Annotated in this window: 14 protein-coding genes; 7 read left to right on the forward strand and 7 right to left on the reverse strand. The window is 72.4% G+C overall.

The genetic code is table 11. The features are described 5' to 3' along the window. Positions 1-9: 9 nt before the first annotated feature. Positions 10-927 (forward strand): SDR family oxidoreductase, encoded by a 918-nt coding sequence (locus tag CCN42_RS10100; protein WP_086734711.1) that lies wholly within the window; start codon positions 10-12, stop codon positions 925-927. On the opposite strand, the gene CCN42_RS10105 is transcribed toward CCN42_RS10100, so the two are convergent. Further along, positions 918-1,466 carry a hypothetical protein gene (locus tag CCN42_RS10105; protein ID WP_086170737.1) on the reverse strand — a complete coding sequence of 183 codons (549 nt, stop codon included), beginning with the start codon at positions 1,464-1,466 and terminating at the stop codon, positions 918-920. The genes CCN42_RS10100 and CCN42_RS10105 overlap by 10 nt on opposite strands. A 101-nt stretch (positions 1,467-1,567) precedes the next feature. On the opposite strand from CCN42_RS10105, the gene CCN42_RS10110 reads away from it, so the two are divergent. The 3 genes from CCN42_RS10110 to CCN42_RS10120 all read left to right on the forward strand — a co-directional run bounded on the left by CCN42_RS10110 (position 1,568) and on the right by CCN42_RS10120 (position 3,974). Next, positions 1,568-2,869, forward strand: a complete 1,302-nt coding sequence (locus CCN42_RS10110) for an MFS transporter (RefSeq protein ID WP_086734713.1) — start codon at positions 1,568-1,570, stop codon at positions 2,867-2,869. 115 nt (positions 2,870-2,984) lie between these two features. Continuing rightward, positions 2,985-3,680 (forward strand): L,D-transpeptidase family protein, encoded by a 696-nt coding sequence (locus CCN42_RS10115; protein ID WP_086734715.1) that lies wholly within the window; start codon positions 2,985-2,987, stop codon positions 3,678-3,680. A 132-nt stretch (positions 3,681-3,812) separates the two neighbouring features. Beyond that, positions 3,813-3,974 carry a hypothetical protein gene (locus CCN42_RS10120; protein ID WP_169731432.1) on the forward strand — a complete coding sequence of 54 codons (162 nt, stop codon included), beginning with the start codon at positions 3,813-3,815 and terminating at the stop codon, positions 3,972-3,974. A gap of 15 nt (positions 3,975-3,989) precedes the next feature. Here the strand turns inward: CCN42_RS10120 and CCN42_RS10125 are convergent, their stop codons facing one another. Then, positions 3,990-5,303 carry a S1 family peptidase gene (locus tag CCN42_RS10125; protein ID WP_086734717.1) on the reverse strand — a complete coding sequence of 438 codons (1,314 nt, stop codon included), beginning with the start codon at positions 5,301-5,303 and terminating at the stop codon, positions 3,990-3,992. Positions 5,304-5,457: 154 nt separating this feature from the next. After that, positions 5,458-6,288: an SAM-dependent methyltransferase gene (locus CCN42_RS10130; RefSeq protein ID WP_086734719.1), complete on the reverse strand. Its 831-nt coding sequence runs from the start codon at positions 6,286-6,288 to the stop codon at positions 5,458-5,460. Positions 6,289-6,477: 189 nt separating this feature from the next. Here CCN42_RS10130 and CCN42_RS10135 point away from each other — a divergent pair, with 189 nt between their 5' ends. Continuing rightward, entirely contained in the window at positions 6,478-6,876 is a 399-nt protein-coding gene (locus CCN42_RS10135) for a PPOX class F420-dependent oxidoreductase (RefSeq protein WP_086734720.1), read from the forward strand. A gap of 7 nt (positions 6,877-6,883) precedes the next feature. Here the strand turns inward: CCN42_RS10135 and CCN42_RS10140 are convergent, their stop codons facing one another. Both CCN42_RS10140 and CCN42_RS10145 read right to left on the reverse strand, forming a co-directional pair. Further along, positions 6,884-7,309, reverse strand: a complete 426-nt coding sequence (locus CCN42_RS10140; protein WP_086172069.1) for a Zn-ribbon domain-containing OB-fold protein — start codon at positions 7,307-7,309, stop codon at positions 6,884-6,886. Between the two features lie 150 nt (positions 7,310-7,459). Next, positions 7,460-8,194, reverse strand: a complete 735-nt coding sequence (locus CCN42_RS10145; RefSeq protein WP_086734722.1) for a TetR family transcriptional regulator — start codon at positions 8,192-8,194, stop codon at positions 7,460-7,462. A gap of 118 nt (positions 8,195-8,312) precedes the next feature. Between CCN42_RS10145 and CCN42_RS10150 the strand changes: the two genes are divergently transcribed. Next, positions 8,313-9,137 (forward strand): ATP-grasp domain-containing protein, encoded by an 825-nt coding sequence (locus CCN42_RS10150; RefSeq protein ID WP_086734724.1) that lies wholly within the window; start codon positions 8,313-8,315, stop codon positions 9,135-9,137. 17 nt (positions 9,138-9,154) lie between these two features. Here the strand turns inward: CCN42_RS10150 and CCN42_RS10155 are convergent, their stop codons facing one another. Next, positions 9,155-9,805 (reverse strand): ANTAR domain-containing protein, encoded by a 651-nt coding sequence (locus CCN42_RS10155; RefSeq protein WP_086734726.1) that lies wholly within the window; start codon positions 9,803-9,805, stop codon positions 9,155-9,157. Positions 9,806-9,935: 130 nt separating this feature from the next. On the opposite strand from CCN42_RS10155, the gene CCN42_RS10160 reads away from it, so the two are divergent. Continuing rightward, positions 9,936-10,286 (forward strand): helix-turn-helix transcriptional regulator, encoded by a 351-nt coding sequence (locus CCN42_RS10160; protein ID WP_086734728.1) that lies wholly within the window; start codon positions 9,936-9,938, stop codon positions 10,284-10,286. A gap of 121 nt (positions 10,287-10,407) precedes the next feature. Here CCN42_RS10160 and CCN42_RS10165 read toward each other — a convergent pair. Next, positions 10,408-11,213, reverse strand: an 806-nt coding sequence (locus tag CCN42_RS10165) for a PP2C family protein-serine/threonine phosphatase (protein WP_143661889.1), incomplete at its 5' end; no start/stop codon positions are given.

The following is an 11,213-nucleotide window of genomic DNA, read 5'->3' on the forward strand; positions in this document are numbered from 1 at the left end:
AGGCCGGACATGCCGGAACAGCCCCTGAAGGGCAAGATCGCACTCGCCGCCGGGGCGACCCGGGCAGCCGGGCGGGGGATCGCCGTGGAGCCGGCGGCGGCCGGCGCCACGGTGTACGTCACCGGGCGCAGCACCCGCGCCCAGCGCTCGGAGTACGACCGCCCCGAGACCATCGAGGACACCGCCGACCTCGTCACCCGGGCGGGCGGCGCGGGCATCGCCGTACCCACCGACCACCTGGACCCCGCCCAGGTCCGTGCCCTCGTCGACCGCGTCGCCGACGAGCAGGGCCGCCTCGACGTCCTCGTCAACGACATCTGGGGCGGCGAGCACCTGTTCGAGTGGGAGACGCCGGTCTGGGAGCACGACCTCGACAACGGGCTGCGGCTCCTCAGACTCGCGGTGGAGACCCACGCCATCACCAGCCACCACGCCCTGCCGCTGCTGCTGCGCCGCCCCGGCGGCCTGGTGGTCGAGGTCACCGACGGCACCGCCGACTACAACCGCGACCACTACCGCAACTCGTTCTTCTACGACCTCGCCAAGACGGCCGTCCTGCGCATGGCGTTCTCCCTCGGCCACGAACTCGGCCCGCGGGGCGCCACCGCCGTCGCCCTCACCCCGGGCTGGCTGCGCTCGGAGATCATGCTGGAACACTTCGGGGTGCGCGAGGACAACTGGCGCGACGCCCTCGACAAGGTCCCGCACTTCGCCATCTCGGAGACCCCCCGCTACGTCGGCCGCGCCGTCGCCGCGCTCGCCGCCGACCCGGACGTGGCCCGCCACAACGGCGCCTCCCTCTCCAGCGGCGGCCTGGCCCGGGAGTACGGCTTCACCGACCTCGACGGCAGCCGCCCCGACGCCTGGCGCTACCTCGTCGAGGTGCAGGACCCGGGCAAGCCCGCGGACACCACCGGCTACCGCTGAGCACCGGCGTCCGCCGCCGGCGGCAGCGGCCAGCGCGCCGAGTGCCCCGGCGGCAGCGCCAGGTCGGCGCGCACCGCCGCGTAGTACCTCTCCCGGGCCGCGCGCTGCCGCTCCAGCAACCGCTGCCAGGCCCCGGCGTCGCGCGTCCCCGCCCGCAGGAACGCCTCCATCTCCAGCACCGCGAGCACCCAGGCCCGCGCGGTGTCCACCACCTCGCGGCTGCCCAGCAGGAGCAGCGCCTCACCGGCCGGGTCCCGGGCGTCCGCCGCCTCGGCCAGCAGCGGCTCCGCGGCCTCGGGGGAGAGGGGGTGCGGATGCGGGTCGTTGCCGAGGTGCGAGGCCACCCGGTACGTCAGGGTGATGGTCTTCTTCAACTGGCGCGCGTAGTCGGCGTACGCCGCGAGCCGGCGTTCCTCCCAGCGGGCCGCCTGTTCGCGGCGGAACCGGACCTGCTCCCCCCGCATGACCACCAGATACGAACCGAGAGCACCGATCACCACACCGAGCAGTGCGGGCAATTGCTGTATGAACGCGGACATGGACGCACGCTATCCGCAAGAGAATTGACGTAGTACCACTTAAACATCCCTGTAGATCTCTTCACTTGTCCTGCCCGATCGCCCTCGGGCACCGTTCTCCTGTGCAGAGCGACCCGCAGACCGCCCCGAAGCCCCCCACTCCCGCACCACCCGCCTCCCCCTGGCGGGCCCGCGACTTCCGCACCCTCTTCGCCGCCACCACCCTCAGCCAGCTGGGCACCAACGTCGGCTACGTCGCCGTCCCCCTGGTCGCGGTGGCCGCGCTGGACGCGGGCCCCGGGCAGGTCGGCGCCCTCGCCACCCTCAGCACCCTGGCGTTCCTGCTGATCGGGCTGCCGGCCGGGGCGTGGGTGGACCGGATGCGGCACCGGCGGGTGCTGATCGGAGCCGACCTCGCCCGCTCCCTGCTGTTCGCCTCCGTGCCACTGGCCTGGTGGCTCGACGCGCTCACCCTCGGCCAGCTCTACACGGTGGTGCTGCTCACCGGCTGCGCCACGGTCTTCTTCGACGTCGGCTCGCAGAGTGTGCTGCCCCAACTGGTCGGCCGTGACGCCCTGGTGGGCGCGAACGCCGCCGTCGTCAGCCTCCAGGCGGCCGGCAACGTCGCCGGGCGCGGCCTGGGCGGCGCCCTCGTCCAGCTGCTCACCGCCCCCGTCGCCGTGCTCTGCACGGCCGTGGCCCACCTCGCTTCCGCCCTCCGGCTCATCGCCCTGCGCGGCGGCACCGGCCCACGGCCCCCGGCGGCCCGCACCGGACTGATCGCCCAGATCGCCGAGGGGCTGCGCCACGTGCTCGGCAACCCCGAACTGCGCGCCCTCGCGCTCACCGCCTCGCTCACCAACCTGGGGTCGCAGATCGTGAACACCATGCTGCCCGTACTGTTCGTCCGGGAACTGCACCTCTCGGCGAGCGTCCTGGGCCTGTACTGGGCCGCGGGCGGCATCGGTCTCCTGCTCGGCGCCCGCTGCGCCCGCCCGCTCGCCGCCCGCCTCGGACTCGGCCGCACCCTCGCCCTGGCCGGCCCGTTCCTGGCGCCCGCCGCCCTCCTCGTCCCGCTCATCGGCCGCGGGCCCTGGCTGTGGCTGGCCGGGGCGGGCTGGGCGCTGGCGATGTTCAAGACCGGCATGGACAACGTCCTCGGGGTCAGCCTGCGTCAGGGGATGACCCCCGACGCCCTCCTCGGCCGGATGAACGCCACCTTCCGCTGCATGCTGACCGGCGCCCTCGCGATCGGCGCGGCCTTGTCCGGCCTGCTCGGCGAGCTGGCGGGCGTCCGCACCACCCTGTGGACCGGCGCCGCCTTCCTGGCGGTGGCCTTCCTCCCGGTCCTCCTCTCCCCGGTCCGCGGGCGCCGCGCGCTGCCGGGGGAGGAGATCAGGACGCGTGCCGTGTCCCATCGGTGACGGTCCGGACGCGCGTCATGAGCCGCCTCACATTCACCCGCACCCGTACAACCTCTTGGACGTGGCAGACGTCTATCTGTGAGACATCCGCCGCAATGAAAGGGCAAAGCTGGACATGGGGGACAAAAGCAGACGGGCCACCGTCGTTCTGGGTGCCACCGCGCTGGTGGCACCGCTCACGCTCGTGCTCGGCGCCGGGTCGGCGCAGGCCGCGAGCTGCACGACGCAGACCGGGCCGTATCAGAAGCAGGTGGAGAAGTTCCTCGGCCGGCCGGTCGACGGACGGCAGTCCGCCGCCGACTGCAAGGCCATCCAGGCCTTCCAGACCAAGCACGGCATCCAGCCGAACGCCGGCTACGCGGGGCCCGTCACCTGGGGTGTGATGGACCTCATGCTGAAGCAGAAGGCCGTGGGGAACAAGCCCAACAAGGACGGCAAGTGCCCGGTGAACAAGGGCCGCATCGCCTGTGTGAACCTCACGCTCCAGCTGAGCTGGATCCAGGACGGCAGCAAGCTCGTCTACGGGCCGGTCCCGGTGCGCACCGGCCGTGACGGCTACGAGACCCGCACCGGCCTGAAGAAGGTCTACTGGCGCAACATCGACCACGTCTCCTCGATCTACGACGTGCCGATGCCCTACGCCCAGTTCTTCGACGGCGGCCAGGCCTTCCACTCCGTCGGCGTCAGCATGTGGAACCCGCCGGGTTCGCACGGCTGCGTCAACATGACCAAGACGGACGCCAAGAAGTACTGGTCCCTGCTGAAGAAGGGTGACGACGTCTACGTCTACGGCCGCAAGCCGGGCACCTGACGGCTCTGCCGGACAGGTGAACTGCCGCAGGGGTTCGGGGGGATGGGAGTGATCAGCGACACGGTCCGATATGTCTGATTCGCTCCCGTTCGCTCACGCGGTCTTCACGTCAGGCGCCGTATGCTTCACAGTATGTCCACCAGTGTTGAAGCCGTTTCCGAGCGATCGGCCGCGGAGGTCAACGAGGAGATCCGGGCCCTGTGGCTCCGGTCGGGCGGGACACTGAACACCGAGCAGCGCGAGGAATACCAGCGGCTCGTGATGGAGTGGGCCGACCGTACCTCGGCCGCCTGACCCCCCGATCCTCGGTCAACCCCAGCTCGCCGAGTACTGGCGCTGGTAGGCCCTGCGGTCCTGCTCCGTGCGGATCCACCGCGTGGCCACCAGCGCGACCAGACTTCCCGCCACGACCAGCAACCCCGGACCGGTGTTCCGCGGGTCCGTCAGCCGCGCGTACAGGGACGGTGTCCCCGTGCCGCCCGCCGCCGGACTCTGCGCCCCCGGTGCGATCGCGCTCTGCGTCGCGGAGGAACCCGGCCCGGGCGGGGGCGAACCCGTCGCGGTGATCAGCCGCACCCCGAGCTCCTCCAGCGCCGTCGTCACCGGCTGGAAGAAGGTCGTACCGCCGGTGCGGCAGTCCCCGCTGCCGCCCGAGGTCACCCCCAGCGCGATCCCCGCCGCGAACAGCGGCCCGCCGCTGTCGCCCGGCTCCGCGCAGACATCCGTCTCGATCAGACCCGTGACCGTGCCCTCCGGATAGTTCACCGTCGCGTCCAGCGCGGTCACCCGCCCGTCGCGCAGCCCGGTGGTGCTGCCGCTGCGGAACACCCGCTGTCCGACGGCGGGATCGGCCGCACCGGTGATCCGCACCCCCTGCCCGTCGCCGACCGCCACCACGCCGGCACCCTCGCCCGCCCGGCCCTCGGTGTACCGCACCAGCGAGTAGTCGGCGCCCGGAAAGCTCCCGGCGACCGTGCGGCCCACCTCGCGCGTCCCCTGGCCGTCGGCGAACCAGACGGACCCGGTGGGCCCGCAGTGCCCGGCCGTGAGGATGAAGTCGCGCCGCCCGTCGGTCACGTTGAACCCCGTCGAGCAGCGCCCGCTCGTCGACAGAATGGGCTGCGCCCCGTTCAGGCGGGTGGTGAAGGTGCCCGCGGAGCGCTCCATCCGGACGTGCCCGCCGATGTCCTCGGCGAGTTCGGTGAGGGCGGCCCAGTCGGCCGCGGAGACGGTGCGGTCGGCGCGTACCACCACCTCGTTGCGGCGGTAGTCCACCGCCCACGCCGTGCCGGTCACCCGCGGCGCGGCCCGCAGGGTCGCGGTGGCCGACCTCAGCTCGCTCAGACTGTGCCGCACGACCTTCGGCGTCGCGCCCGCCCGGCGCACCTCGGCGGCCGTGCCCCGGTCGGTGACCGCGACCACCGGCCGCCCGTCGGCACCGATCCAGCTGCCCGCGGTGCGCTCGGCGCCGAGCCGCCGGACCAGCTCCGCGCCGCCGGCCGGCACCGGGTCCGGCGGCGGGCTCGCCACCGCCTGGGTGACCATCGTCGTCCCGAGCAGCAGACCGCCGGCGGCCGCCAGCCGTGCCGCTCGCCGGACGATCCGTCGTCGTACGTGCCTCATGCATGGCTCCCGAACCCCGAACGCGCGGTGCCGGCACCGCGGGGGGCCTCCGGCAGTCGAGCGCCCCCCTTCGCATACGTGCCGGGAGCCGGGTCCGTTCAGCCCGGCCAGGAGGGTGATCGCTCCGGCCCGGGGGCACCCGTCCCTGCCCGCGTCAGTTCTTGCGGGCCACGCCGCCGAACATCGCCACCTCTTCGGGCTCGGTGCCGTCACCGTCCTCCGGGCGCCAGCGCGAGCAGGAGACGACACCGGGCTCCAGCAGCTCCAGCCCGTCGAAGAAGCGGGTGACGTCCTCGGGGCTGCGCTGGGTCAGCTTGGGGGTGCCGTGCTCGTTCCAGAACTTCACCGCCTCGTCCACGTCCGGCATGGACGGCGAGGTGATGGTGTGCGACAGCACCAGGTGGCTGCCCGCCGGGAGGGCGTCCACCAGCCGCCGGACCAGGCTGTACGGGTCCTCGTCGTCGCCGATGAAGATGACCACGCCGAGCAGGATCAGCGCCACCGGCTCGCTGAAGTCCAGTGTCTTGGAGGCGTGTTCGAGGATCGCGTCGACATTGCGCAGGTCCTCGTCCAGGTAGTCGGTGCGGCCCTCGGGGGTGCTGGTGAGCAGCGCGCGGGCGTGCGCGAGAACGAGCGGGTCGTTGTCGACGTAGACGATCCGCGTCTGCGGGGCGAGCCGCTGGGCGACCTCGTGGGTGTTGTCGGCGGTCGGCAGCCCGGTGCCGATGTCCAGGAACTGACGGATCCCCGCCTCCTCGACGAGGTACCGCACGGCGCGGCCCAGGAAGAGCCGGTCGGCCCGCGCGTACTCGCCGATGCCCGGGTGGAGCCGGCGGATCTGGTCACCGGCCGCGCGATCGACCTCGTAGTTGTCCTTGCCGCCCAGCCAGTAGTTCCAGATGCGGGCCGTGTGCGGCTGGGAGGTGTTGATGCGCTCGCGCAGGGAGTCGGCCACGCCGTCCGTGGTGGGCGGGTTCTCGGTCACGGGATCAGCTCCTGGGATGCCGGAATGCGTAGGGACACGGTGAGTGTCAAGGAGCAATCTAGACGGAGCAGTTGATCATTGCCGATCCCCCTGCGCGTTTTGTTGCGCCGCAGCGGCTCCCGGGATCCCGATGTGATCCACGAGTCCGTCATGCGCCAGGTCCGGCGGGGGCCGCCTAGACTCGCCGGCATGGACGAGACGCCCACCGCCCGGCTCGGTGCGGGCAAGTACCTGCTGATCACCAGCTACCGCAGGAACGGCACCGGGGTCGACACCCCGGTGTGGGTGGTGGCCGACGGAGACGCGCTCGGCGTGTGGACGGTCGCCGACTCCTGGAAGGTGAAGCGGATCCGCAACCGCAACGACGTCCGGATCGCCCCTTGCGACGTGCGCGGGAATCCCCTCGGCGAGGCGATCGAGGCCACCGCGGAGATCTGTGACGCGGCCACGACCGCCCGCTACCGCCGGCTGATCGCCCGCAAGTACGGTCTCGTCGGCCGGCTCACCCTGCTGGGCAGCCGATTGCGGCGCGGGACGGAGGGCACGGTCGGCATCCGGCTGACGCCCAAGGCCGCACGACCCGCCTGAGACCCGCTCAGCTCCAGGCGCGGTAGGGCTCGTCGACCAGCTGGAAGACGGGCTCGCCGCGCACCGGGTCCTTGGCCGTGGACAGCCGCACCCGGTCGCCGCTGTGGATGCCGATGGGCGGGCCCATGACCCTGCCCCGCACCACGAACCCCTCCGCCATCTCTATCAGCGACACATTGCGCGCGGCCGGGGTGTTGCGGTGCACCACCGTGGAGTGGCGGACCGTGCCGGTGCCCTCGCTGCGCTCGGTGCGCAGATCGCTGCCCTGGCACACCGGACACAGCAGCCGGTGGTACATCGCGGTGCCGCACCATGTGCAGCGCTGGAAGAGGATGGTCTCCTCGTCCGCAGTCCGGCGCTCGATCGTGGGGGCGAGGACGCCCGCCGCGGAGCCGGCTCCCTGCTGAGCGGCGCTTCCTGAGTGGTGGTACACGCTGTCAACTCCCTGCGCTCGGCCGGAATCCCGCGTGCGCGGCTCACCGTGCACGCCTGTGCCCGGTTCGCCGTGCCACCGTGCACGCCGACAGGTTATGGCACTGAGTGTCACGCGTAAAGGCACTCCGTACCCCGAATTTCGCCGTGCTCAGTCCCGGCCGAGCGTGGTCTCGATCTCCTGCACCACCCGCCACAGCGGTGCCCCCCGCCGGGACACGACCACCACCACGTCCTCGGGCGCTTCCGCGGCGGGCGGCACCGGGGCCGCGCCGAAGGCCGACTGCACATAGCCCAGCGCGTGGTCCACGGCCGCGCCCGCGTCACCCTGCCCGTCGGAGCGCAGCCAGGAGCGCAGCGCGTTGTTGTGCGCCGCCACGACGGCCGCCGCGATCACATCGGCGCGCAGCGTGCCGTCGCGCCGTCCGGCGAAGCGCCCGCGCAGATAGTCGGCGAGGGCCCGCTCGTAGCGCCACACCACCGACAGCTCGTAGGCGCGCAGCCCGGGCACCCTCTTGGTGAGCCGGTAGCGCTGCACCGAGAAGGCCGGGTTCTCCGCGTACATGCGCAGCACCAGCCGGGCGGCGTCGCAGACCCGGGCCACCGGCTCCTCGTCCTCCCCGCCGGCGGCCAGGAAAGCCTCCATGTCGGCCAGGCACCGCTCGTGGTCGGGGAAGACCACGTCCTCCTTGGACGGGAAGTAGCGGAAGAAGGAGCGCCGCCCGACCCCGGCGAGGGCCACGATGTCGTCGACGGTGGTCTGTTCGTAGCCCCGCTCCAGGAACAGCCGGAAGGCCGCGGCGACCAAGGCGTCCCGCATGGGCGGTTTCGCGCCCGCCGCCCGCGCCTTCTCGCCGTCCCCGGGCGCCGCACTGCTGGAGTTCATGGACGGGAACGTTACACGGCGATGGCACTGAGTGCTGTGAAGAGAGGGTACTGAGTGCCCTACCGGGCCCCCGCGTACTCTTTGCGCACCTCAGCGCCGCCCCACCCGAGGAGCCCCGATGCCGCGCACCCGCCTGCTGTACGTCACCGACCTGGCCTATCCGGCGCGCGGGCGGCGCTACGGCGACGAGGACATCGAGCTGACCTCCCGGCTGCGCGAGGACTTCGACCTCGCCCTGTGCCATCCGCGGGACGCGCTCTCGCTGATGGACGCCTTCGATGCCGTCGTGGTCCGCAACAGCGGCCCCGTCCTCGCGTACCGGGACGCCTACGACGCCTTCCGCGCGCACGCCCTGCGCACCGGGGCACGGGTGTACAACCAGCTCACCGGCCGGGCGGACATGGCCGGCAAGCAGTATCTGCTCGATCTGGGCGCGGCGGGCTTCCCCGTCATCCCGACCGTGGACCGAGCGGCCGACCTGGAGCTGCTGCCGCGCGCCGAGCGCTATGTGGTCAAGCCCAAGCTCGGCGCCGACTCGATGGGCCTGCGGATCGTCACCGCCGGGGAACTGCCCGGCCTCATCGACGGCAGCGTCCTCGTCCAGCCGCGGATCGACTTCGCCTACGAGGTCTCGTTCTACTTCGTCGACCACGACTTCCAGTACGCCCTGTACGCCCCTGACCCCGAGCGGCGCTGGGCGCTCCAGCCGTACGAACCCACCGGCGCCGACCTGGACTTCGCCCGCCGCTTCGTCGAGTGGAACACCGTGGAGCACGGCGTCCAGCGGGTCGACGCCTGCCGTGCCCCGGGCGGCGAGCTGCTGCTGGTCGAGCTGGAGGACCTGAACCCGTACCTGTCCCTCGACGCGCTCCCGGCGGACCGGCGCGAGGCGTTCGTCGGCGCGCTGAAGGCCGCCCTGCACCGGTTCCTCGGCGCCGCCTGACCTCCGGCCGCCGTGACTCAGTCGGCCCTCTTCGCTCCGGCGGCGCAGACCCGGGCCACCGCCGCGGCCACCTCCCGCCGCAGCGGCTCCGGCAGCGGGTCGCCCTGGACGGCCTCCACCAGTCCGTTCGCGAGCCGGTGCAGCTTGGTGTTGGTGTGCTGGGAGACGGCGACCAGCACCTCCCAGGCGTCCTCCGGGCTCAGCCCGAACGACGCCATCAGCACTCCGCGCGCCAGGTCGATGGTGGGCCGGGTCTGCATGGCCCGGCGCAGCTGGACGACCTCCACGCCCAGCTCCGGCCGGTCGCCGGTCTGCTCGGCGGCCGGCGTGAGCATCGACAGGGTGCCGGTCAGGGTGAGCAGCCGCTCGACGATGGGCGAGGCGGCCCGGAGGACGACCGACTTGCCTTCGCCCAGCGCCTGCTCGCGGAGGGCCAGCAGGATGTTCAGGCCCGAGCAGTCGCAGAAGGCGACCTCGCTCAGATCCAGGTCGATGCCGTCGTCCGTGCCCGCGAGCGCGGTCCGCAGGGCGGCGCGCAGTTCCTCGCCGACGCCCAGGCCCAGTTCGCCGGAGACGGCCACGTGTGCCCGGCTGCCGTCCGGACGGGTGTGAACGGCCAGTCCAGGGCTGCCGACCGTCGCCGACGGACGGTCCTCGGAATCCGGCATGGCGGACTCTCCCTCGGATCTCTGCCTGCCCTCCGTTACAGGCTGTATCCCGAGACGACATACGTCAAGAGATACATGAAATGCATTTCGCGTTTTTGTATGCGGGAACGGACGGTCCTATGATGTCGGCATGGGTGGAGTGCCTGAGCCGCATATTGGATGGACGTTCCTCACCAATCACGCGCGAGTGCTGGCCGCCATCGCCGATGATCACAACGCGCGGATCCGCGACATCGCCGCGCACTGCCGGTTGACGGAACGCGCCGTGCAGAAGATCATCGCCGACCTGGAGCAGGCCGGTTATCTTTCGCACAGCCGGGAGGGGCGCACGAACACGTACCGCATCGAACCGGGCAAGGTGCTGCGGCACCCGGCCGAGGCGGGACTGACCGTCGCGTCCCTGCTGTCCGTGCTCGCCCGGGACGAGGCCCACCGCGGCCGGCCCGTGGACACCGGGGCGACCGTGGGCGACCGCGGCTGACCTCGAGGGTCACCGGTCCGGCCCCGGTTCCGTCAGGCCGCGGGGTGGCCGGCCGTTCCACGGCCGGGCCGTCAGACCGCGGCCGTTCTCGTCGTGCCCTCACTCGGTTCTGGTCACACGGTCACTCGCCCCCGGCGTCGGACGTCTCCGTCGGGACCCGGACGTCGAGCACACACACATCGTCGCGCCGCTCGCCCTGCAGCATCGCCGTGAGCAGCGGGTCCAGGGAGCTCGGCTCGTCGCGGTGATGGGTCACGGCGGCCTCCGCCAGCCGCTCGAGACCGCGGTCGATTCCCTCGCCGGGTCGCTCCACGAGGCCGTCCGTGTACAGCAGCAGCCGGTCGCCGGGTCGCAGCAGGCACTCCTCCTCCTCGAAGACCGGCCGGTTGCTCGCCCCGAGCAGCACACCGCGCGGCCGGTCGAGGAACCGTGCCCGGCCGTCGCGCAGCAGCAGCGGCGGCGGATGTCCGGCCTGCGCCCACTCCAGGCGCCGTTCCCGGGCGTGATAGCGGGCCAGCACCAGGGTGGCCGTACCGTGCGAGTCGCGGGAGTGCAGCAGCAGTGTGTTGAGCCGGCCGAGCGCGCCGGTGAGCGACGAGCCCGTGATCACCATGCCCTTGGCGGTGAACCGCAGCTGCGCCATGGTGGCGACGGCACCGACGCCGTGCCCCGCCACGTCACCGACCACCAGCAGGGCGTCGCCGTCGGGCAGCTCGATGGCGCTGAACCAGTCGCCGCCGACCTGCACCCCGGCCTGGGCGGGCAGATAGGCCACTTCGACCCGCAGCCCGGCCAGTCGCAGCGGCTTGTCCGGCAGCGGGAGCAGTGCGTGCTGCAACCGTCCGGCCAGCGCCCGCTCGGCGCGCAGCGCGCCGTGCTGGGTCAGCATCGCGCGCTCGCTGGCGACCAGCGCCAGCTCGGCCCGGC

Source organism: Streptomyces glaucescens (assembly GCF_002154375.1).
GTDB lineage: Bacteria > Actinomycetota > Actinomycetes > Streptomycetales > Streptomycetaceae > Streptomyces > Streptomyces glaucescens.